The following is a 22,467-nucleotide window of genomic DNA, read 5'->3' as shown; positions in this document are numbered from 1 at the left end:
GAAAACGTCGATTGAGGGCATCTCAAAGCAAGCAGAAATATAAGCTGCTTAACAAAATTGCCTTCAATCCATTGTCTTCGAAAAATAGGATTAGAACTTCATGTAATTGGGTCACCCTTCCGTATTTTTATTACTATCAGAATAAATGATGTGACAATATCTGTCAATGGATATAGTTGAGTCATTTAATATGTAATTTCCCATTTTTATCTAACTCATAAACACTTCCGATATCTGGTAAATATCGAGTTCCGGTATGCCCCTTAAGCTTTTCAGGGAAAAAGCTGTGCAGCGGTACAAGATACGGTGGATCGATTTCATTTACAAGCCATTGGAGATGATTGGCTGTTGCATGGCCAGAGCAGGAAATTAAGATTTTTTCGAATGAAAGCTTTTCAATGAATCGTTCCATTTTAGTATAGTTTGGATCGAAGGAGCCAAGAGGAACGCCATTAGAGTGAATATATATCCCTTTTTTTCCTTTAAAATCAAGCAGCTCAAGAATTCTTGAATAACTATTTTGAATAAAATATAGATGGCTGTTTTGAGTAAGCTCATGTTTACTAATCCAAGAAATAGAATTCAAGCGATTTTCCCACTCTTCTTTCTTGCTCTCTAAATCCTCTGGCAAAAGAGTGAGGAAATCTCGTTCACATAAATGCTTACTTGCTAAGTAAGCTGTTTCCGGTTCAAGAACTGCTGTTCTTCCAGTGGCAATAGCTGCTCTTATCATTATTTGAATCCGAGAAATATCACGGTGATAAAGGTTGAAAAAAGCACATCCATTTGTTTTCGTTAGATAGCTATTTATTTTAAGCTGAAGATCGGCCTCCTGATTAATTTCTATCGTTGAATCTAAAGTGGGAATGGGCTCTGAATCCTCTTGAAGTGATGTACCTTCCGTAATTAACAATCGCGGTGCTGACTGTTTTACTTCTTTTACAAAAAGATGAGACTTCTCCGACTGAGCACCGTGAAAACGAAGATCTCCTGTATAAGCAATTTTTCCATTTGGTGTTGTAATGATCATTCCGGCTGCACCCGGAACATCATGATCGACAGGGATCAGCTTCACATGGATGGACGCGCCAATTGTGATTTCATGAAATGGCTTTATACCAATAATAAACTCTGGTTTTCTACCGTTTTCTTCTTCTTCTAATTCATATAAGCTTGAATATAGCTTTTTGCTCTCTTCCGTCATATAGACTGGAATATTTGGCGAAATGTATTTTAATCCGCCAACATGATCTAAATGGAGGTGTGAGATAAAAATCGCGGTATTTTTTTCTGACATTTCTTCAGGAATAACCGGATAGTTGTTAAGACTTTTCGCTTCATAAATCTCATCGATCTCTGGGAGAAAGCCAAGCTCCAATAGATCAGAAGTTTCCCGAGACTTTCTCATCCGAACCTTCCCATCCAATATATGTCCTTGTGGCTTAAAAATCTCACCAAAGTCGAAAATAACACGATCTCCCTGATGTTCAACAGAAATAATAGTTCCGCCAATTGTTCGTAAGCCGCTCCAAAAGGTTATCCTTGTTTGATTATCCATTGTTTTCTTCCTTTCATATGACTCTGCTGAATGAAAAAGGGAAACCATTGGAAAAGGCTTCCCTTTATATTATTTATAAAGACAATGCATCACTTTTTTGTTCCAAAGTGCTTACTCTTTTCTTACTTCACCTTATCAAGTTCGGCCTGTGCTGCTTTTTCTGCATCAGCCAGTCCTTGTTCAACTGTCTTTTGCCCTAACAAAACAAGCTCTACTTCTTTATTTATCGCATTCTTTATGCCGTATGCACCGACCATACGCGGATCAAAGAAGCCACTGTCTAATTGCTGCTGGCCAACACCGTAGACAGGGACTTCCTCAATATATTTTTTCCAGTCTTCGCTCTCAAGAGCGGAATATCTTACAGGCAGATATCCTGTTTCCTTTGCCCAGTAGGTAGTATTTTCTGTATTAATTAGAAATTTAATATATTCCCATGCAGCTGTTTTTTGCTCGTCTGTTGCGCTTTGGAAAATATTAATGTTCGTTCCCATAAAGGCATTGGCAGCTTCTTTTCCTTTTGGAATTGGGGCTGCAGACCATTCGATATTGCCCTCGGCATCCTTTGCCACATAGGAAATCCCTGCGCTAGATCCGATATACATCGCGACATCGCCACGTGTAAATGGGCCTGACATGTAGCCATCCTCACCAGCTAAGCGGGCCGTACCATCTTGAATCATTGAATTGATAAAAGAAAGAGCTTCAATTCCTTCTGGAGAATTGAACAATACCTTTCCTTCTTTTTCATCAATGAATTCCCCGCCTGCTTGTTTCACCCATGCGGGTAATTCATGACCGACTCCATTTTCAAAGCCCATGCCGACAATATTCTTTCCGTCCTTTGAACCTGTAAGTTTTTTCGCAGCTGCTTCTAATTCATCCCATGTTGTTGGAGGTTCAACATTTGCCTCCTCTAATAAACCTTTATTATAAAATAGGATTCTCGTACTTTTGTTAAATGGCATGGAGTAGTATTTTCCGTCCCACATATTGGCATCACGGAAAACATCGACAATATCATTTAATTCTTCTTCTGTGAAGCCATTTTCTTTATCGTTAATATAAGGGGTTAAATCAGCAACTAAATTGTTTTGGATATATTCTGTTGTCCAATCCTCATAAGCTTGTGAAATGGTAGGCAGCGTATTTGCTTTCGCTGCAGCCATAATTTTTTGCGATAAATCGCCATATCCGCCTTGGTTGACAAGCTTTACATTAATAGAATCATTCTGGCTATTAAAATCATCGGTAATTTTCGTCAGTGCTGTTTCAAGATTTCCGCTCATAGCATGCCAAAATTCGATTTCAACAGGTTCTTGAACTTTTCCTGTAGTTTCCTTCGTTTCTTGTTGCTTTTCTTCTTTTTCCTCTGTGCTTGAGCTTGAATTACATGCAGCTAATAATAGGACAAATAAAATAGAAATAAGTATTGAACTCCACTTTTTCATTGATATTCCCTCCTCATATTGATTCATTCAATTTGCAAACTATTTTTTAAACTAGTCTTTCGGATAAAGTGAATCTTTCATCAGTGGGGGGCTTACTGCCCGTTAATCTGCGATAAATCACCCCTTTCAATGAAGGTAAAGATATTTGCTTGTATAATCACCCTTTGATGCCTGCTTTTGCAATTCCTTGAATGATGTACTTCTGCAAAATAATATACAAAATAATCATTGGCAAAATAATCATAGTTGAGGCGGCCATCAATAATTCATACACAGTGCCTGCTTCTGTACTAAAGGCTGTTAAACCGACAGGCAATGTACGCATTTCCTTCGAGCTAGTGACAATTAAAGGCCATAGAAATGCGTTCCAGGATCCAATTGCTTTTAGAAGAGCGATTGTAAACAATGCTGGTTTTGCTAATGGCACCATGATTGTCCATAAGAAACGAAAGTCACTGCAGCCATCAATCTTTGCCGCATAGCTTAAATCTTTAGGAACACTAAGAAAAAATTGTCTCAATAGAAAAATAGCGAACACACTTGCAGTCCAAGGAATAATTAAGGCTTCATATTGATCAATCCATCCGAGATCGGACAACAATACGAAGTTTGGAATAAGCAGCACCTCTCCCGGTACCATCATCGTTCCTAGCAAAATTGCAAAAAGTACATCTCGTCCCCAAAAGTTCATTTTTGAAAAAGCATACGCAGCAAGTATTGTTGTAATCAGCTCACCAATGGTTGAGAGAACGGTTACGGTAATACTATTGAATAAATAACGTCCAAATGGCGCCATCTCCCAAGCTTCTTTGTAATTTTCGAAGTGGAACTTTTCAGGAAACCATACTGGTGGCATAATCATTACTTCATTTCCCGCTTTAAAGGAGGTTAATAGCATCCAAATGAAAGGAAGGAGCATTAGTACCCCGCCGAGACTGAGAGTAATATAGATCGTTGCTTTTGAAAGCGCATCACGAATCACAGTGTTTTCTCCCTTCAATACGTCACTTTACGCTTGCCAATGTAGAGTTGGATTAACGTTAAGATAAAGATGATAATGAATAAACAATAGGCAGCGGCAGAAGCGACACCAAAATTCCATTCGCCGTAAAACTTCTCAAATATGTAATAGACAACGGTTAATGCACTAGAGGCAGGTCCTGGCTGTCCGCCAAATAAGGCATAAATTTCATCAAACACCTTAAAAGATCCAATAATGGAAACGACTGAAACGAAAAAGGTAGTAGGTGATAAGAGCGGTACGGTAATAAAAAAGAAACGTTTAATCGCAGAAGCTCCATCTATTTTTGCTGCTAAATAATACTGATCATTAATATTTTGCAAGCCTGCTAAAAAAATAATGATGTTATAGCCAAGCCCTTTCCAAATACTCAAAATGATAAGGGAGGGCATGGCCCATTTTGGATCAGTCAGCCAGGCAATTGGATCAACACCGAAGAGTCCAAGAAAATAATTAAGCACACCATATTCAGTATGGAAAATCCAGCGCCAAACGATGGAAACTGCGACTACCGACGTTACAAATGGGATAAAATAGACCGTCCGGAATAAAGCACGGAGCTTAATATTTGTATTTAACAGAATAGCAATTAATAGAGAGAGAATGATGGAGCAAGGTACAACTCCAATGACAAAAATAAATGTATTTTTTAAGGCAAGATGAAAGTTAGGATCATTCCAGAGATAAATATAACTATCTATCCCGCGTTCATAGACAATATCCTGGAAAAAATCATAATCATTGTAAAAGCTGATTAATAACGACTTGATTATGGGATATATCGTGAACACTGTAATAATAAGTAAAGCAGGGAGTAAATAGAGAAATGCTGTAAATGTTGACTTCAGTGTTGGTCTACCCATTGCAATCCCTCCTTAATTTTTGTGCCCATCCCATGCAGGGCGAATAGGCAGATTTTGCTCATTTGCCGAAGAAAAAACATGGAAGCCAGTTTTGCGAATACCTAGCTTAATTGTTTCATCTTGTTGGATTTGATCTTCTCTTGCTAAAAATGCACGTAAGGTGGCTTGGCCAATTGTCACAATCGCCATAATGTCTCGCCCGACTTGCTCGATAAATTCAACCTTTGCTGTGAGGGAAAAATCATCACCCTCAGCTATGTAAAATGCCTCTGGCCTAATGGCAATCGTGCAATCCTCATTTGCTATTTCAGTTTCTATGGGGATGGATTGCTCCGTTTCCATTAAATGAATCCTCTTTCCAAATATCTTTCCTTTTAATTGATTAATAGGAGGGCTGCCTAGAAAGCTAGCTACAAATAAATTTTTGGGCTGGTCATACATTTCTTGTGGCGGCGAGTATTGCTGGACGATTCCTTCATTCATCAGCAGTACTTCATCAGAGATACTCATCGCCTCTTCTTGGTCATGAGTGACAAATATTGTTGTAATCGCCAGCTCCTTTTGAATACGGCGAATCTCTTCGCGCATTTCTATCCGAAGACGTGCATCTAAGTTTGAGAGCGGCTCATCGAATAGCAACAGTTTTGGTTTTCGAACGAGTGCTCTAGCAATGGCTGTCCGCTGCTGCTGACCGCCTGATAGTTGGCTCGGCTTTCGATCAAGCAAATGGCCTATTTGAACAAGATCAGCCATCTCCTTTGCTCGAAGTAAAGCCCCTCTTTTCGGAACCTTTTGCATTTTGAGCGGGAACATAATATTTTGTAATACTGTCATATGAGGGTAAAGTGCGTAATTTTGGAAGACCATCCCGATTTCCCGATGCTCTGGCTCAAGTCCATTCATTAATTTTTCATTGAAAAATAACTCGCCATCCGTTGGTTTATAAATACCTGCGATCATATATAGGGTTGTACTCTTACCACAGCCACTTGGGCCAAGAATGGAGACAAGTTTTCCTTTGTCGATTGATAGATTTAATTCCTTTACAGCAACAACATCTTGAAATTTCATCGAAAGATTGTTTAATTTCACCTTCACGACAGTTTCCTCCTGAACTAAACATTTTGTTCAACTTTATTTTGTCCCCCATTAACGGGCAGTAAGACCCACACCTCAAGATTGAGAGAGAAGCGAGGAAGATAGGTGGGGGACAACTGCCCGTAAAAGCCCGTAAAATGAACACAGACTAAAAGCGCCACATCGTGTGGCAACGTCTGCGTGACCCACTTCCTGTGGGCCGCAACTAACCATCAGTGGGGGATGGAAAAAACCCCCACTGATGGAAGTTTCACTTTATTCCATTACTGCATGATGTGCAGTATTTCATTGTATCGCCCTTCTATTAAAAGAACTTGAAGTGAGAGTAAAGATTCATTAAGATTGTGAAAATTTATGGAAAAAGTCATATAAAATGGCTATTATTCGAGGATATTCTGTTTGATTTATAGTAATTTATTATTAAAAGGAAACAGGTAGGGGAGAATATGCAATTTTTTATAAAAAATATGTGTGAAGATTTTGCTATACAAATACTTAAATGGAATTACAATGCACCATATGACTTTTATAATAATGAAGTAAATTCTGATTCTATTAAGGAAATGTTAGAAAACCCATATTACGTGGTAGAAGATAACTATAAGAAATTAGTAGGCTTTTTTTGCACAGGTGCTTCAGCGCAAGTACCGATTGGTTCTCAGTTTGGAGCATACTCTGAGGATTTCATTGATATTGGGATTGGAATGAAACCGGAATTAACGGGTCAAGGTCTTGGTTACATGTTCTTTTCGTTTGTTCTTCACCATATTCAAGAAACAAATAAAGACGTCCCGATTCGCTTAACAGTAGCAAAATTCAATAAAAGAGCCATCCATCTTTACGAAAAGATTGGATTCAAAGAAGTAATGGAATTTTCAAATGAAAAAGCGAACTTTCAAACAATGGTTAAAATCTGACTCTAATAGGGAGAAAAAGATGATGCGATTACCAAAGGAATTTGTAAAAACATTAAAAAACGTCCATAAGGAAAAAGCTGAAAAGTGGCTGGAGGATTTTGATAGACTTATAGATGAATGTGAACAGCGCTGGCAAATGAACATTTTGTCCCCGTATGAGTTATCGTATCATTTTGTTGCTCCAGCACTACGCAGAGATGGAGCTGAAGTTGTCATAAAGCTGGCCATTCCGAGTAAAGAATTTTATGCAGAAGTAGAGGCACTGCAGGTCTTTAACGGGAATGGCATGGTCAAAGTAATGGATGTTGATTATGAAAAAGGCATTCTTATTTTAGAACGATTAGTTCCAGGCATCACACTAGCTACATTAACGAATGATGAAGAAGCTACTTACATTGCTGCGCAGATTATGAAGAAATTATGGAGGCCGGTGCAAAGCTCTGATCTTTTTCAAACGACAATGGATAGGGAAACAGAACTAAAAAGGATTTATCATGAATATCCGGAAGGTGTAGGCCCTGTAACGAAAGAAACACTACGAGAAGCAACGGAGATTTTTACTGAAATGAATCATACGCTAGGCACACCGTTCATGCTCCATGGTGACCTGCATCATTACAATATTTTATTTAATGGAGAAACTTGGCTGGCTATTGATCCTAAAGGACTGATAGGAGATAGAGAATACGATGTTATCCAATTTTTATTAAATAAATTGCCAAAAGAAAATTTAGCAGAAATACTTGAAAAGCGGATAAATATTTTGGTGAAGGAACTTCATTTAAATAAGCATAGAGTATTATCTTGGGGATTTTCGCATGCTGTGCTCACGACATGCTGGTCGTTTGAGGAAAGTGGCAGCTATAATGAGGTTTTTTTAAAATCAATTAATGTATTTAAGTGTTTTTTGGCTTAGTGACAGGGTTACTACTCTAGACCGAAATTAGTACTTACTTTAAGATTAGGGGAAGAGGAAACGAAATTGGAATGAAGATGAGCTACTGGAACACTTTGTAGTATTACCAATTAGAAAGAAAACTGATTGGTAATAAAACAGGCGCAAGTCGTTTAGGATTTGCAGTATTATTAAAGTACTTTCAACAAGACGATACTGACTATTTAAAAAGTCAAGCATACAGTCTGTTTCGCAAGTGGAAAGTCGAACCTCCTTCAAATGGAAGTTTAAAGCGAATGATCGATTCAGCAATTGATACTTTTGAAAGGAATTTGTATAAATCGACTTATCAGCAGCTGTCACCTAAGACTTGTTCACGATTAGATGCGCTGCATGTGCTTCAGATTCAAAACATTTTGGCTCTTGGGATCAGAACCTGCTTTCCGAATGGCATCCTCGTTATAAGAAACATGGAGTCATGATCTATTGGCATACAGATCGTAAGTCAGCTTGTATTTATTCTCAGCTTAAGTCCTGCGTTTCTTCGGAGGTGGCAGCAATGATGGAAGGGGTTCTTCGTCACTGAACGAACATGGAGGTTGACAGAAATTATGTCGATACACACGGACAAAGTGTTGTTGCTTTTGCTTTTTGTCATCTACTTGGTTTTAAACTGATGCCACGTTTTAAAAATATGGGATCTCAAAAGCTATATCGTCCAGAAGCCGGCATGAATGAGGAATATCCTCACCTGCAACAGGCTTTAAGTAGACCGATTAACTGGGATCTTATTCGGCAACAGTATGAACAAATCATTAAGTTTGCAACTGCTCTACGATTGGGTACTGCTTTTGCCGAATCCATATTAAAGCGATTTACAAGGGATACTAAACATCCAACCTATCAGGCTTTATGTGAATTAGGAAAAGCGATTAAAACAATCTTTTTATGTGATTATTTACACTATGAAGAGATTCGAAGGAAGATCCATGAAGGATTAAATACAGTGGACCAATGGAACTCAGTGAATACTTATATTTTCTATGGGAAAAACAGTGAGATTCGTCCCAATTCGATAGAAGACCAAGAGGTGTCCGTCTTATCACTTCAATTGCTGCAAAATTGCTTAGTCTATATGAATACCTTAATGGTACAAGAAGTGCTTTATGACAACAACCAATATTGGTTGAAGAAAATGACTCCAGAAGATTTTAGGGGATTAACACCTTTATTTTATCATCATGTCAATCCATATGGAACTTTTGAACTCGATATGGATCAGCGAATAACTATTAAGTTGAAAGTGTCGTAGTTTTCATTTTTGATCAGTTACAAAACCCAGCTAATGTCCCGTCATGATATTAGCTGGGTTTAGCAATGAACACTGAAAAGAGTGCATTCCTTCTACGGAAAAGCGCTTTTTTCTTGAATAAGGGGTCCTGCCGCATACCCATCAAGCTAACAAGAACGAGTTACCCCGAAACGAAAAAAATGAGCTGAATTCCCATGGACAACTATGAAGGGATAAAATTTTCATTTTGGGGGTATTTCTAGCTTGATGGGCATGTGGTACTACCCCTTTACGGCAAGATTTTGGGTGCTTTGCGTACGGAACAATAGAGCCTGAAGGCTGAATTGAGTGAGCTACGGCTGCAAAATACTAAGGACTTTGGCGAAATCAAAGACCAATTGAGAAATACGGAAGTCATTGTGGAAATTTTGAAAGAAGAAACTTGGAAGAATCAAAAAGACATTCGCAGAATCCAGAAAACGATGGGCATAAAATAAAGGCTTCTACAGAACGTATTCCTCATTACTTTCTTCTTAAAATTTTTCGCCTCTGACTTTTCTTTTCCCCAGCTAAATCCCAATATTTTTGAGAAAGGGATAAACTATAACGTAGCATCTAAAGCGAAAGTGGGGTGTACCATTGGAAACGAATCAGCTTTATCCCTCCGATATGACTCACCTGTTTAAAAAACAGTATGTTGAAGAATGGATGGGAAGAAGAAAACATTATTTTAAAAAGGGAGAGCAGATTTATTTTCCCAAAAAATTAACCAATGAAATCTATCTACTGGTCGACGGTACGGCAAGAATGTTTCATGTGCACCACCATGGAAAGGAATGTGTCCTGGGGCTGTTATCGCAAGGGGATTTTATTGATTTGACGAGTGTGTTTACCGACAAATCAAGTAATGTTTTTGCAATGGCATTGACAGATGTTGCCGCTGTGCAGGTCCGGAAACAGGAAATCAGGGAGCAAGTGATGAATACACCGGAGCTTTCGATGGCTTTGCTTCATTATTTTTCGAATAAACTGCATGAAACAGTTCATATTTTGGAGCAGGTTGCTTATGAAAAAGTGGAAGAGCGATTGATGAATATGCTGAGGAAATTGGCCGATCCGAAAGAGGAGCTGGACGGCTGGTACCCGCTGCCCCATTTTTTGACCCATAAAGATATTGCCGGAATGATTGCGTCCACAAGAGAAACCGTGACATTCTTACTGAATAAATACATTCAAAACGGAGTAATTCGCCAGCAGCAAAATCGGCTCTGGATCCATGCAGATCCATTTACTTAACAAATGGATCGCTGGCGCCGTCATGTAAGGACGCTTACATACAGGCTTCCAATCTCCCTGTTATGGTTATGGTGTAGCCATCCTACAAAAAATCAGGGAGGAGATAAAGATGAATAATATCAATTTCAGGGCAGTCCAACAGATGATGGAGGCCATTCAATCTGATCCGGCGTTAAAAATGAGAAAATGGCATGCTTCAATCAAATGGCAAGACGGTGTCCGGAACGAAGTAAAAATACGTGATTTCGAGCCATTTATGATGGATGAGCCACAGCCATTGGGAGGCACAGACCAGGCTCCCAACCCGGTTGAAATGCTGATTGCTGCCGCGGGAAGCTGCTTTGCGATCACTTTTGAAGTGTTGGCAAGCCAAAAAGGAATTACCTTGGAAGATGTTACGGTGAATATTGAAGCAGACTTGAATGCTGCAGTATTTTTGGGATTGGAAGAAGGGGATGGCGGCATCTTGAATCCCGTACTGATTATCAAGGCAAAGACCTCCGCTTCCAAAGAAGAGATTGACACACTCGTTGCCGAGTCTTTAAGCAAATCAGTGGTCTTGGCCAGTTTAAAAACAGACGTAAACGTAACTGTTTCATAAAAAACTGCACCTTCAATTGTTAGACTGTGTCTAACAATTGGGGTACAGTTCATTAGGTGTGTGATAGTCAAGAGTTGAATGAATTCGCTTTGAATTATAGAAGAATTCGATATATTCAAAGATCGATTTTCTGGCTTCATTTCTTGTTCTGTATCTAGTTTGATAAACGAGTTCACGTTTAAGAATACCGTGAAAGGACTCGATACAAGCGTTGTCGTAACAGTTTCCTTTGCGGCTCATGCTGCCAATCATCTGATATTGTTTTAATAGTTTCTGATATTCAGTTGATGCATACTGGACGCCACGATCGGAGTGATGAATAAGCCCATTACCAGGCTTCTGGCGATGGTACGCCATTTTTAAAGCATTCATCACTAGCTCCTTTGTCATCGTTTTATCCATAGACCATCCGACAATTTTGCGGGAATACAAATCCATGACACTTGCCAAATAAAGCCACCCCTCATTTGTCGGGATGTACGTAATATCTGTAACCCACGACTGGTTGGGCTTGTCCGCCTTAAATTGTCTATTTAACACATTTTCACTTATTGGATGATGGTGCTTGGAATTGGTCGTAGCTTTATATTTTTTGGTTGTGCAAGATTTCCAATTATTCTTTGTCATGATGCGTGAAACTGTACGCTGGCTTACTTTTATTCCTCGCTTGTTTAGCATTTTTGTAATTTTTATGCTTCCATAGCGTTGCTTGAATTCAATGTGAGTTTTCAAGACCTGTTGAGACAGTTCCTCATGCTTTTTCTGTCGGCTACTCTTTGGTCGTTTTATCCATTTGAAATAGCCGCTTTTAGAAACTCCCAGGACTTTGCACATCTTCTCCACTCGGTATTGGGAGTGATGATGATGAATAAAATCATACTTTACCGAGGGCTTTTCGCGAAGTAGTGCATCGCCTTTTTTAAAATTTCGTTTTCCTCCTCCAGATCACGCAATTGTTTTTGTAATGCTTTTAGTTCGGCTTCTGGAGATGAAAATGTTTGTACAGCCTTTACCTCGGGCTGTTCACCATATTTCTTGACCCATCCATGTAAAGTATTTGTATTGATTCCAGTTTCTCTCGCCACTTGTGCGACTGGTTTATTGTTCTCAAGAATATACTTCACTGTTTCTTTTTTGAATGTTTCATCATAACGTTTACCAGTACCTTTGGTCATGTAGACACCCCATTATTGTTGTTTATTTTATTATAACAATCTGTGTCTACTTTTTAGTCTAGCATCAGTCCTTTCATCACCCTACTAACCTTTGATTTTATTAAGATTAGCAGTTACCAAAAGTATTACCAAATACCTTTACAATAAGTGTCCCTCTAGTAAAATAAAAATATACAAGTTTACCGGAGGTTAAAAATGATAATTGGCTATGCTCGAGTATCTACTATTGACCAAAACTTAGATCGGCAAATTAATATTCTTACTGAATATGGTTGTGAAAAAATAATTAAAGAGAAGTTTTCTGGTACGATTAAAGATCGAAAAGGACTTCACCAACTGTTTGATGTAATCAGACAGGGAGAGATTCAGTTGTAGTGGAGAGCATCTCTCGTTTGGGACGTAAAACATTGGATATCCTCAACATTATTCAGCAATTGGAAGAGATGGGGGTGCAATTCATTTCTTTAAAAGTAAATATGGATACAAGAACCTCTACAGGCAAAGCCATGTTCCAGATGATGTGCGTCATTGCTGAACTAGAAAGAAACCTTATTGCCGAGAGAGTAAAGGAAGGACTCGAAGCAAGTAAAAGGCGTGGGAAAACATTAGGTAGACCTAAGTTGGATAAAGAAAAGCTTACTGTTGCGCTAAGGATGTATGATAGTAAAGAATATTCTATAAAGGAGATCGTCTCGGCAACTGGAAAATCTCAAGGTTCCTTATATAGGGCGGTCAATAGAAGAAAGCTTGAAGAAGTAAAAAAATAGGGTGCCAGTTTAATTAATTCTCCAAGTTTACTTTGCGGTCTACAGCAAGAATCCTGTCACTAGGCCTTTTTTGGAAGGAGAACAATAATTAAGCGATGGAGTACAAGCTCCATCGCTTTTATTAATTTCTATACAATTTTCTTCCGGATATATCCTGATAATAGATCAATAAAGGTAACCATAACAATAATGCCAAGAAGAATAATTCCTACTCTTTCCCAATCTCTTGAGCTTAAGGCAAAAATTAGTAGTGTTCCAATTCCGCCAGCTCCAATTACGCCTAGAATCGATGCTGAGCGAACATTAATTTCAAAACGATATAGCGTATAGGACAAGAAGCCCGGCAATACTTGTGGCAGGATGGCAAACCATATGATTTGTAAACGGTTTGCCCCTGTGGCGGTTAACGCTTCTGCAGGACCTGGATCCACGCTTTCAATTTCCTCCGTGAATAGCTTTCCGAGCATGCCGATCGAGTGTAAGCCTAATGCAAGCACACCAGCAAATGATCCTGGACCAACGGCTTTAATGAACATGATGGCCATTACGATCTCTGGAAATGTGCGTATAAGGCTCAGGATAAATTTACCGGTATTTGAAAGGGATCTGCCTTTGCTCATATTTGATGCTGCCAAGAAAGAAAAGGGTACGCATAGGAAGGCGGAAATGAATGTTCCCAGAATCGCAATCGCTAATGTATCTAGGAGTCCCCGCAATAAATCCTCACCATCAGGTAAATACACATAATCCCAATCAGGGCTAAAGATACCTGAGAAAATCGCTTTTGACACTTGTGCAGCCGTTTCTTTTACATCAGGAAGAGGCATCCCGGAGAAAGCCCAAATATAGATAAGTGCTAATGTTATGTATATCAACCAAATACGGGTTTTATTTTTTTTAGGCTTGATCAAAGGTCTCGTCGTATTACTCATATTAACTTCTCCCGTAATTTTGTACTAATAAAGTCGATGATCAAGACAACGACTAATGTAAAAATAATGATGGAGCTTGTTTTGTCGTATTCAAAGAATCCAAGGGTACGGTCATAATAAAGACCAATTCCGCCTGCACCAACTAATCCTAAAACAGCTGCAGCCCGAATATTGACCTCAAATGTATAAAGTACATACGAAATATAATGCGGCAATACTTGCGGAATGACGCCAAAAAAAATCCATTGGATTTTATTGGCTCCAACTGAAGTCATCGCCTCCATTGGTCCTGGATCGATTGCTTCGATCGCTTCATAAGTCAATTTTGCTACTAATCCAATTGAGAAAATCGTTAATGCAAGTATTCCTGGCAGTGGTCCTAAGCCAAAAATCGAAACAAAAATAGCAGCTAAAAGTAAATCAGGAATGGTCCGTATTAAGTTCAAAATAAATCTTACCGGATAAAATACCCAAGTGTTTTTGACGATATTACTAGCGGAAAAAAGGGCAATTGGGATTGCGATGATCGCACCAAATGTCGTTCCTAATAAGGCCATCCGAATCGTTTCAAGCATGGCTGGAACAATTTTTCCGAAATAGGACCAGTTCGGCGGTACCATTTGTACGAGCAAATCCATCATATTCGGAAAGCCGGCAATTAGTTCGGTTATAGATGTATTTGTTTGGATTGCACTGCCAAAGATGAGCAGTAAAATTATGAAAAATGTAAAATAGGTTTTTAGTTTACTAGGAGGTTCGGGAATAACCCTTTTTTGCGGCTGGGTGCTCATCATACTTCTACCTCTAGCAGCTCATCCTTCTTAATCGGGCGTCCATAAATTTCTGAGAATTTCTCATCCGTCGCTTCTGAAACAGGTCCATCAAAAACAACCTCACCTGCTCGCAGTCCGATAATTCTTGTCGCATATTCTCTAGCCAAATCAATAAAATGAAGATTAACAATCGTTGTTATTCCTAATTCCTGATTAATTCTCTTAAGATCATTCATCACTTGCTTCGTAGTTAACGGGTCTAGCGAGGCAACAGGTTCATCGGCCAAAATGATTTTTGCCTCCTGTGCTAAAGCGCGGGCAATCGAGACACGCTGCTGTTGTCCGCCTGAAAGCTCTGTTGCACGAGAGTATGCCTTTTCAAGAATATTGACTCTATCTAAAGCATCAAAGGCTAAGTCTACATCTTCTTTCGGAAAAAGCCCTAGAATCGTGCGCAGCGTAGAGTGATAGCCGACACGGCCAGATAGAACATTTCTTAGAACAGAAGAACGCTTTACTAAATTAAAGCTTTGAAAAATCATCCCGATATCTCGACGAATCCTTCTTAGTTCGCTGCCTTTCGCCTTTGTAATGGATTTACCCTCAATCAAAATCTCACCATCAGAGATTTCAATCAAACGATTGATTGAACGTAAAAGCGTTGATTTTCCAGCGCCGGACAATCCGACGATGACGACAAACTCTCCTTCTTCAATTTTTAGATTAATATTACTCAAACCTTTTACTCCATTTGGATAGGTTTTGGAGACATTGTTAAATTCAATCAATCACATTCCAACTTTCATCTGTAATTAGTTTTTCTCATAATTAAAAAAGCCAAGCCAGTTCATAACCCTTAACTGGCTGGCGTTTTAAAAAGAAAGAATAAATTTTCTCGAGTTAGAAAAATGTCTAGCTCCAGCGCCTACCCCCTCGCCGACTAAAGACGCCACGTCCTGTGGCAACGTCGGCACTAGTACGTCCTGTACGTCGGAGGTCACAAGCCGATCCTCCCAGAAAGGTAAAGGACACCTTTCCGTGAGGCTCGTCTTGTGCTTGTCGGGGGTGAGCACTACGGAAAGCTCCATAGAGTAATCACCTCAGGAACAATCTGTACTTTGATTGTTCCGAAGGCGCTTGCGTTTTTCTACTCTGTTTTTACTTTTTTCGCGTAATCACGAACGATATCGAACACCTTATCTTCTGAAGGTGTATACCCTTCATGAGAGTAAATATCTTTAATGATCTCGTGTCCTTTTTCATCTTTTCCGATGGCTATAAATGCATCTTGAATCTTTTTCGTCCATTCCTCGCTCATATCAGAGCGGATGGAAATTGTATCGTTTGGAATAGGTTCAGTAAAATGAAGAACTCTTGTATCTTCAAACACGGACGGATAGTCTCCTTTAACAATATTCCGTGCATCTTGGAAAGTGACGGCAGCATCCACATCACCGTTTAATAAGGCAATCACTGCTTGGTCGTGTCCTTTTACTGTTATTCCCTCAACATCTGTAAGCGGGTCAATTTTTTCATCCATTAAAGCTGCCGCCGGCCATACATAGCCTGCTGATGATGTTACATCTTGGAAAGCAATTTTCTTCCCTTTTAAATCTTTAATGCTTTTAATATCTGAATCTGCTTTGACAATAAACATAGATTTATAGAAATCAACTAATTGATCATTTGGAGCGCCTGTTTCATCGTTAACCCCAAAGCGTTGTGCTTGAAGAATGACGTTCGCTGCGCCTTTTTCATGAGCCTGTACGTATGCTGTTGGAGGCAAGAAACCAACATCAACCTTTTTAGAAGCCATTGCTTCAACAATGGTGTTGTAGTTTGTTGATACACTAACAGTCACCGGTATACCAAGCTCTTCTTTAAGCAAACCTTCTAAAGGCTTTGCCTTCGCTTCTAAAGTGTCCGCGTTTTGTGATGGTACGAATTGAACGGTTAAGCTTTCTGGTACATAATCTCCGCCTGAAGCTTTGTTCGAGCCACATGCACCCAAAATGCTAGTCGTCAAAGCTAGAGAAAGTCCGATAGTCGCTATTTTCTTAAACATTCGTTTACCTCCAAATAAATAGAAAATTTAAATTTCAATTACGAAACGAATTATAGCAAAGGAAATAGATAATTCTGTAAAATGGGTGTTAAATTATGTAAAGGTTTGATGTTGTTTACTGTCAATTGTGTTTACATATAAGGATTGCGATTATAATCAAAGACGAGAGAAAAAAGAGGGATGTGAGTTTAGTGAAGCATGAACAATGTGAGCTAATTATTTTGGAAACAAGTGATCTTCATGGGCATGTTTTTCCAATAAATTATCGTAATAATGAAGAAGCAAATGAGGGATTGGCGAAAATTGCTTCAATGATTAAGAGGGAGAAGGAAAAATATAACTATTCCTTATTAATTGATAACGGCGATGTTATCCAAGGGACCCCTTTAACATATTATTATGCAAAATTCCTTCGAGATAAAAGCAATCCTCTTGTGAATCTTTTGAATGAACTGCAATATGATTGTGCCGTGATTGGGAATCATGAATTTAATTATGGAATGGACGTTTTGCAAGCGGCGGTGAATGAGTCGGAATTTCCTTGGTTATCGGCCAATATTTTACTTGAAGAAACAAAGGATTGTGCATTTGGCACTCCTTATTTTATCAAGGAATTCGACAATGGGCTGCGGGTTGCTGTGTTAGGCATAACCACTCATTATATTCCAAATTGGGAAAATCCCAATCATATTGTGGGGCTAACCTTTGAGGATGCATTAGCAGCTGCGAAAAAATGGGTTAAGTTTATTCAAGTAAATGAAAAATATGATCTTTTGATTGTTTCGTATCATGGTGGATTTGAACGGAATTTATCTACCGGAGAACCAGAAGAGGATTTAACTGGCGAAAATCAAGCATATGAAATGTGCCAGCAATTAGAGGGAATGGATATTTTGCTAACAGGTCATCAGCATCGAATGATTGCTGATACTGTGAATGGCGTGACGGTAGTTCAACCTGGGTTTAATGGGCAGGCATTAGGGAAAGTTGAGGTTCAATTTGAAAAGATTGACGGGAAATGGGCTGTTTGCAACCGGGCTGCAGAGCTTTTGAAGGTAAATGATTTAGTTATAGCAGACAATCGAATTTTAAAGAAGGTAGGAGTGTATGAAAAAGCTACACAAGTATGGCTAGATCAGCCAATTGGCTCCATTGTGGGAGATATGACGATTCACGATGCTAGAGAAATTAGATTAGGTGATCATCCACTCATTGAATTTATCAATCATGTGCAGATGGACGCATCAGGAGCTGAGATTTCTAATACTGCACTTTTTGATAACCATTCAGTTGGCTTTCGGGAACAGGTAACAATGAGAGACATTGTATCCAATTATATTTACCCGAATACGTTAAAGGTGATTCGGATAACAGGTCAGGATATGAAGGATGCCCTCGAGAAATGCGCATCGTATTTCATGCTGAACGAAAATGGCGACATTCAAGTTAATCCTATTTTTATGGAACCTAAACCGCAGCATTATAACTACGATATGTGGGAAGGGATCGAATATGAATTGGATATAAGAAGGCCGATAGGTGAACGGGTTGTAAAATTAAATAGGCAGGGAACATCGATTCAAATGGACCACGAGTATGAGGTTGTCATGAACAGCTACCGTGCTGGCGGCGGGGGCAATTATAATATGTACAAAAATAAACCTGTTGTGAAAGAAATCCAAATCGACATGACAGAACTCATTGCCAATTACATTTTACAAAGAAAGACTATTTATGCAACTTGCGATCATAATTGGAAGGTTATTTGGTAAAGGAGATAGAATCTACAATAGAAATTCTTTTCAGAGGGGTAGATGCACATGCTTATAAGGAAAGCGGCGATTACTGATGCTGCAGGAATTGCAACGGTACATGTGGATTGCTGGAGAACTACATATAAAGACATGATCTCAGAAGAATTTTTAAGAAATCTATCGTATGAGAAAAGAACTGAGCTATGGACAAATAATATATCTAGAGAGGATAGTTCAATATTTGTTGCAGTGGATGAAGAGGGGAGGATTATTGGCTTTACGAGCGGAAGCGGAGTGAAGCCTGGAGAATACCAGGAATTTGATGGAGACGTAACGAGTATATATATTTTAGAAAAGTGTCAAGGTCAAGGAATTGGAAGGAAGTTATTAAGCAGACTCTTTGAGGAATTTAGAAGCTTAGGATTCCGAGCCGCTATTGTAAAAGTGTTAGAGGAAAATAACTCTCGCCGGTTCTATGAAGCAATGGGAGCTCGATTAGTCGATAGTACGATAGTGAAAATTGCTGAAGATCAATTGACACTGTTAGTTTATGGCTGGGAAGATATCAGGATATAAAGGGGAAGTAATATAAAAAGGCGTTTTTACTAGGCGAAATTGTACTAGATTCTGGCTTCCTCAAAAGACTTATTTCTATACGAGATGTAGTGATTACTACTCAAAAACTGGCAAAATTAATAGGAAAGTGAATATAATAGTAGAAAAACTTATAAAGGAACGCAGAAATGAAGAAACGACATATTTGGCTCACGGCAGCTCTTTTGTATTGTGCCGCTATTTTTATCACAACGGCCTCCCCTTCATCAACAGGTGGAAACACGTTAATGCTGCTTCAAGATTTTTTCCATTTATCGAAAAGTCAGGCGGAGGTTGCTAATTTAGTATTTCGAAAGTTTGTGCATTTATCAGCCTTTGGCGTGCTGGCACTTTTGTTATACAATTGCTTTGAAAAACGACGATTTTTATATGCATGGCTTTGCACAACTATTTATGCAGCGACAGATGAAATCCATCAAGCATTTCTTCCAGACCGAACTGGAACCATTATCGATGTCGGGATCGATTCAATAGGAGCGCTTCTTGCGTTATTGATATTAAAAATACTGCTTTCATGGTATTCGGGAATACGGGCGAGAAATATATAAGAAGAAATCGGCAAATAAACCGATTTCTTCTTAATTAATATAGGGAATTTTTCTAAATAATCCTCTGACCTAGGTTTCAGTACTACTGACTAGTATTTGGCTCTTTTGATACCGAAGAACGCTGTGGTGAATGTCTTCTTATGGAAAAAAACAGCTCAGCGAAGAAGTACAGCATGATGATGGGACTGAGCCAAATCCAATAAGAATCAATGAATTCATATCCGCTAGTTAATAATGGATGAATCCATTTTACACAAATGACTGAAAGAAAAACCCAACAGGCTGAGAATGATAAGCAAATATGCCCTTGGAGCTGCATAGGGATTTTTGAATAATCCCACCAGCGGCGATGGAAAAAGGTATACAGCAAAAAGCCGCTCACATACTCCACAGTTGTCGGGATGATCAGACAGAGGAGGAGAATGATTGACCAATGAGTACTTGGTCCAATAAACCAAACGAGTAGGACAGGTGCAAACCCATGCATGGGTTTAAACGGTCCCCGAAAGAAGCCCTCTTTAAAGAATTTCCTCGTTGTAGCTAGGCTATAGCTATTTTCTAAGACCCAACCCAAAAATGAATAAACAAAAAAATAAAAGACAATAGCGGCAAAACCATATAAATCAAAAGCACTTACCATCAGATAACTCCTTTCATAGATATTAGAACTTACGATTATAGGTTTTGATTTATTTTCTAAAATATACCAATTTAAAACAAGAATTGTTTACTTTATAAAAAAACAGCCTTAAAGGGTAAACAGAACCCTCAGAACGGGACAAAGGAAAATACCTTAAATATTAATAGAAAGACTATATTGCAAATCGAATCTCAAGGAACGAGCAAGGCATCTGATGAGAGACAAATGTCTGGTTTTTTTTATTCAACTTTAGTGGTATAGAAAAAATGGATAATAACGGTGATATTCAGTATTAAAACTATTTTTATTTAATATTATTAAAGTCTAAATTATTGTATAAATAGGTATTGACTTTTTTAAAAAATATAGTAATATAATAAATCTAGCTAACAAAATTAGCGAAAGAAAAATTTCATTTAAAAAAATATTTGCAGAGGGTTGACTTTTGTGAGTGTTTTTGATAAAGTATTAACTTGTCAGCTGTGTTTTTAAAGATATTTTAAAAAAGCATTTGACACTTTGAAGATGAGATGGTATATTATTATCCTATCCTCAAAAAATAGTTCTTTGAAAACTAAACAAAGCAGAAACGTCAACGTTAATTCTATTATTATATTAAGAGCTAATCTTACTCTTTATTGGAGAGTTTGATCCTGGCTCAGGACGAACGCTGGCGGCGTGCCTAATACATGCAAGTCGAGCGGACTTGTGAGAGCTTGCTCTCGCAAGTTAGCGGCGGACGGGTGAGTAACACGTGGGCAACCTGCCTGTAAGACTGGGATAACTTCGGGAAACCGGAGCTAATACCGGATAATTCTTTTCTACACATGTAGGAAAGCTGAAAGATGGCTTCGGCTATCACTTACAGATGGGCCCGCGGCGCATTAGCTAGTTGGTGAGGTAACGGCTCACCAAGGCAACGATGCGTAGCCGACCTGAGAGGGTGATCGGCCACACTGGGACTGAGACACGGCCCAGACTCCTACGGGAGGCAGCAGTAGGGAATCTTCCGCAATGGACGAAAGTCTGACGGAGCAACGCCGCGTGAGTGATGAAGGTTTTCGGATCGTAAAACTCTGTTGTTAGGGAAGAACAAGTACCGTTCGAATAGGGCGGTACCTTGACGGTACCTAACCAGAAAGCCACGGCTAACTACGTGCCAGCAGCCGCGGTAATACGTAGGTGGCAAGCGTTGTCCGGAATTATTGGGCGTAAAGCGCGCGCAGGTGGTTCCTTAAGTCTGATGTGAAAGCCCACGGCTCAACCGTGGAGGGTCATTGGAAACTGGGGAACTTGAGTGCAGAAGAGGAAAGTGGAATTCCACGTGTAGCGGTGAAATGCGTAGAGATGTGGAGGAACACCAGTGGCGAAGGCGACTTTCTGGTCTGTAACTGACACTGAGGCGCGAAAGCGTGGGGAGCGAACAGGATTAGATACCCTGGTAGTCCACGCCGTAAACGATGAGTGCTAAGTGTTAGGGGGTTTCCGCCCCTTAGTGCTGCAGCTAACGCATTAAGCACTCCGCCTGGGGAGTACGGCCGCAAGGCTGAAACTCAAAGGAATTGACGGGGGCCCGCACAAGCGGTGGAGCATGTGGTTTAATTCGAAGCAACGCGAAGAACCTTACCAGGTCTTGACATCCTCTGCCAACCCTAGAGATAGGGCGTTCCCCTTCGGGGGACAGAGTGACAGGTGGTGCATGGTTGTCGTCAGCTCGTGTCGTGAGATGTTGGGTTAAGTCCCGCAACGAGCGCAACCCTTGATCTTAGTTGCCAGCATTCAGTTGGGCACTCTAAGGTGACTGCCGGTGACAAACCGGAGGAAGGTGGGGATGACGTCAAATCATCATGCCCCTTATGACCTGGGCTACACACGTGCTACAATGGATGGTACAAAGGGCTGCGAGACCGCGAGGTTAAGCGAATCCCATAAAACCATTCTCAGTTCGGATTGCAGGCTGCAACTCGCCTGCATGAAGCCGGAATCGCTAGTAATCGCGGATCAGCATGCCGCGGTGAATACGTTCCCGGGCCTTGTACACACCGCCCGTCACACCACGAGAGTTTGTAACACCCGAAGTCGGTGGGGTAACCGTAAGGAGCCAGCCGCCTAAGGTGGGACAGATGATTGGGGTGAAGTCGTAACAAGGTAGCCGTATCGGAAGGTGCGGCTGGATCACCTCCTTTCTAAGGATATATAGAAGTATT

19 protein-coding genes, 1 rRNA gene and 2 pseudogenes are annotated in these 22,467 nt (G+C 39.6%); 11 read left to right on the top strand and 11 right to left on the bottom strand.

The genetic code is table 11. The features are described from left to right. Positions 1 to 181: 181 nt before the first annotated feature. The 5 genes from KHA94_RS23330 to KHA94_RS23310 all read right to left on the bottom strand — a co-directional run bounded on the left by KHA94_RS23330 (position 182) and on the right by KHA94_RS23310 (position 5,991). Entirely contained in the window at positions 182 to 1,558 is a 1,377-nt protein-coding gene (locus KHA94_RS23330) for an MBL fold metallo-hydrolase (protein WP_213104490.1), read from the bottom strand. A gap of 122 nt (positions 1,559 to 1,680) precedes the next feature. Continuing rightward, entirely contained in the window at positions 1,681 to 3,009 is a 1,329-nt protein-coding gene (locus KHA94_RS23325; protein ID WP_213104489.1) for an ABC transporter substrate-binding protein, read from the bottom strand. 157 nt (positions 3,010 to 3,166) lie between these two features. Continuing rightward, positions 3,167 to 3,991: a carbohydrate ABC transporter permease gene (locus KHA94_RS23320; RefSeq protein WP_338030865.1), complete on the bottom strand. Its 825-nt coding sequence runs from the start codon at positions 3,989 to 3,991 to the stop codon at positions 3,167 to 3,169. 14 nt (positions 3,992 to 4,005) lie between these two features. Then, positions 4,006 to 4,893, bottom strand: a complete 888-nt coding sequence (locus KHA94_RS23315; protein ID WP_213104488.1) for a carbohydrate ABC transporter permease — start codon at positions 4,891 to 4,893, stop codon at positions 4,006 to 4,008. A 12-nt stretch (positions 4,894 to 4,905) separates the two neighbouring features. Then, the gene (locus KHA94_RS23310) at positions 4,906 to 5,991 is read right to left on the bottom strand and encodes an ABC transporter ATP-binding protein (protein WP_213104487.1); all 1,086 of its coding nucleotides are present in this window, start codon (positions 5,989 to 5,991) and stop codon (positions 4,906 to 4,908) included. A gap of 446 nt (positions 5,992 to 6,437) precedes the next feature. Here KHA94_RS23310 and KHA94_RS23305 point away from each other — a divergent pair, with 446 nt between their 5' ends. The 6 genes and pseudogenes from KHA94_RS23305 (at position 6,438) to KHA94_RS23280 (ending at position 10,991) form a co-directional block, all read left to right on the top strand. Continuing rightward, entirely contained in the window at positions 6,438 to 6,908 is a 471-nt protein-coding gene (locus KHA94_RS23305) for a GNAT family N-acetyltransferase (RefSeq protein WP_213104486.1), read from the top strand. Positions 6,909 to 6,927: 19 nt separating this feature from the next. Next, positions 6,928 to 7,824, top strand: a complete 897-nt coding sequence (locus tag KHA94_RS23300) for an aminoglycoside phosphotransferase family protein (protein ID WP_213104485.1) — start codon at positions 6,928 to 6,930, stop codon at positions 7,822 to 7,824. A 370-nt stretch (positions 7,825 to 8,194) separates the two neighbouring features. Continuing rightward, positions 8,195 to 9,115, top strand: a pseudogene (locus KHA94_RS23295) (transposase); the annotation flags it as partial. 323 nt (positions 9,116 to 9,438) lie between these two features. Continuing rightward, positions 9,439 to 9,591, top strand: a complete 153-nt coding sequence (locus KHA94_RS23290; RefSeq protein ID WP_213103703.1) for a hypothetical protein — start codon at positions 9,439 to 9,441, stop codon at positions 9,589 to 9,591. 142 nt (positions 9,592 to 9,733) lie between these two features. Beyond that, positions 9,734 to 10,390, top strand: a complete 657-nt coding sequence (locus tag KHA94_RS23285) for a Crp/Fnr family transcriptional regulator (protein ID WP_213103702.1) — start codon at positions 9,734 to 9,736, stop codon at positions 10,388 to 10,390. A gap of 109 nt (positions 10,391 to 10,499) precedes the next feature. Then, the gene (locus tag KHA94_RS23280; RefSeq protein ID WP_213103701.1) at positions 10,500 to 10,991 is read left to right on the top strand and encodes an OsmC family protein; all 492 of its coding nucleotides are present in this window, start codon (positions 10,500 to 10,502) and stop codon (positions 10,989 to 10,991) included. A 30-nt stretch (positions 10,992 to 11,021) separates the two neighbouring features. Here KHA94_RS23280 and KHA94_RS23275 read toward each other — a convergent pair. Next, a protein-coding gene (locus tag KHA94_RS23275; protein WP_249365710.1) for an IS3 family transposase occupies positions 11,022 to 12,166 on the bottom strand; the annotation gives its coding sequence in 2 pieces (ribosomal slippage) (positions 11,022 to 11,905 and positions 11,905 to 12,166; 1,146 coding nt in all). 195 nt (positions 12,167 to 12,361) lie between these two features. Between KHA94_RS23275 and KHA94_RS23270 the strand changes: the two are divergent. Next, positions 12,362 to 12,933 (top strand): annotated as a pseudogene (locus KHA94_RS23270) (recombinase family protein). 128 nt (positions 12,934 to 13,061) lie between these two features. Here the strand turns inward: KHA94_RS23270 and phnE (KHA94_RS23265) are convergent. The 4 genes from phnE (KHA94_RS23265) to KHA94_RS23250 form a co-directional block, all read right to left on the bottom strand. Next, positions 13,062 to 13,865 (bottom strand): phosphonate ABC transporter, permease protein PhnE, encoded by an 804-nt coding sequence (gene phnE / locus KHA94_RS23265; RefSeq protein WP_213104484.1) that lies wholly within the window; start codon positions 13,863 to 13,865, stop codon positions 13,062 to 13,064. Further along, the gene (gene phnE / locus KHA94_RS23260; protein WP_213104483.1) at positions 13,862 to 14,659 is read right to left on the bottom strand and encodes a phosphonate ABC transporter, permease protein PhnE; all 798 of its coding nucleotides are present in this window, start codon (positions 14,657 to 14,659) and stop codon (positions 13,862 to 13,864) included. The genes phnE (KHA94_RS23265) and phnE (KHA94_RS23260) overlap by 4 nt, the downstream gene beginning before the upstream one ends. Then, complete coding sequence (gene phnC, locus KHA94_RS23255) at positions 14,656 to 15,426, bottom strand: phosphonate ABC transporter ATP-binding protein (RefSeq protein WP_213104482.1); 771 nt, start codon at positions 15,424 to 15,426, stop codon at positions 14,656 to 14,658. The genes phnE (KHA94_RS23260) and phnC overlap by 4 nt, the downstream gene beginning before the upstream one ends. Before the next feature lie 359 nt (positions 15,427 to 15,785). Continuing rightward, positions 15,786 to 16,703, bottom strand: coding sequence for a phosphate/phosphite/phosphonate ABC transporter substrate-binding protein (locus KHA94_RS23250; protein ID WP_213104481.1), 918 nt, complete (start codon positions 16,701 to 16,703; stop codon positions 15,786 to 15,788). 191 nt (positions 16,704 to 16,894) lie between these two features. On the opposite strand from KHA94_RS23250, the gene KHA94_RS23245 reads away from it, so the two are divergent. From KHA94_RS23245 to KHA94_RS23235, 3 genes are all read left to right on the top strand, one after another. After that, positions 16,895 to 18,475, top strand: coding sequence for a bifunctional metallophosphatase/5'-nucleotidase (locus KHA94_RS23245; RefSeq protein WP_213104480.1), 1,581 nt, complete (start codon positions 16,895 to 16,897; stop codon positions 18,473 to 18,475). Positions 18,476 to 18,523: 48 nt separating this feature from the next. Continuing rightward, on the top strand, positions 18,524 to 19,033 hold the full coding sequence (locus KHA94_RS23240) for a GNAT family N-acetyltransferase (RefSeq protein ID WP_213104479.1): 510 nt from the start codon (positions 18,524 to 18,526) through the stop codon (positions 19,031 to 19,033). A gap of 167 nt (positions 19,034 to 19,200) precedes the next feature. Beyond that, positions 19,201 to 19,620, top strand: coding sequence for a VanZ family protein (locus tag KHA94_RS23235; RefSeq protein WP_213104478.1), 420 nt, complete (start codon positions 19,201 to 19,203; stop codon positions 19,618 to 19,620). Between the two features lie 82 nt (positions 19,621 to 19,702). Here KHA94_RS23235 and KHA94_RS23230 read toward each other — a convergent pair whose 3' ends face one another. Then, positions 19,703 to 20,260 (bottom strand): putative ABC transporter permease, encoded by a 558-nt coding sequence (locus tag KHA94_RS23230; protein ID WP_213104477.1) that lies wholly within the window; start codon positions 20,258 to 20,260, stop codon positions 19,703 to 19,705. A 635-nt stretch (positions 20,261 to 20,895) separates the two neighbouring features. Between KHA94_RS23230 and KHA94_RS23225 the strand changes: the two genes are divergently transcribed. After that, a 16S ribosomal RNA gene (locus KHA94_RS23225) occupies positions 20,896 to 22,446 on the top strand. Positions 22,447 to 22,467 lie beyond the last annotated feature (21 nt).

It is taken from the genome of Cytobacillus citreus (assembly GCF_018343665.1).
GTDB classification, from domain to species: domain Bacteria; phylum Bacillota; class Bacilli; order Bacillales; family Cytobacillaceae; genus Cytobacillus; species Cytobacillus citreus.
Note: the sequence above shows the minus strand (reverse complement) of the source record. Positions and strands in the feature narration are given on the sequence as shown.

Bases quoted from the DNA above. Each gene is read 5' to 3' on its own strand.
- KHA94_RS23330 (WP_213104490.1), bottom strand. From the start codon at position 1,558: ATGGATAATCAAACAAGGATAACCTTTTGGAGCGGCTTACGAACAATT.
- KHA94_RS23325 (WP_213104489.1), bottom strand. From the start codon at position 3,009: ATGAAAAAGTGGAGTTCAATACTTATTTCTATTTTATTTGTCCTATTA.
- KHA94_RS23315 (WP_213104488.1), bottom strand. From the start codon at position 4,893: ATGGGTAGACCAACACTGAAGTCAACATTTACAGCATTTCTCTATTTA.
- KHA94_RS23305 (WP_213104486.1), top strand. From the start codon at position 6,438: ATGCAATTTTTTATAAAAAATATGTGTGAAGATTTTGCTATACAAATA.
- KHA94_RS23300 (WP_213104485.1), top strand. From the start codon at position 6,928: ATGATGCGATTACCAAAGGAATTTGTAAAAACATTAAAAAACGTCCAT.
- KHA94_RS23280 (WP_213103701.1), top strand. From the start codon at position 10,500: ATGAATAATATCAATTTCAGGGCAGTCCAACAGATGATGGAGGCCATT.
- phnE (WP_213104484.1), bottom strand. From the start codon at position 13,865: ATGAGTAATACGACGAGACCTTTGATCAAGCCTAAAAAAAATAAAACC.
- phnE (WP_213104483.1), bottom strand. From the start codon at position 14,659: ATGATGAGCACCCAGCCGCAAAAAAGGGTTATTCCCGAACCTCCTAGT.
- KHA94_RS23250 (WP_213104481.1), bottom strand. From the start codon at position 16,703: ATGTTTAAGAAAATAGCGACTATCGGACTTTCTCTAGCTTTGACGACT.
- KHA94_RS23240 (WP_213104479.1), top strand. From the start codon at position 18,524: ATGCTTATAAGGAAAGCGGCGATTACTGATGCTGCAGGAATTGCAACG.
- KHA94_RS23235 (WP_213104478.1), top strand. From the start codon at position 19,201: ATGAAGAAACGACATATTTGGCTCACGGCAGCTCTTTTGTATTGTGCC.
- KHA94_RS23230 (WP_213104477.1), bottom strand. From the start codon at position 20,260: ATGGTAAGTGCTTTTGATTTATATGGTTTTGCCGCTATTGTCTTTTAT.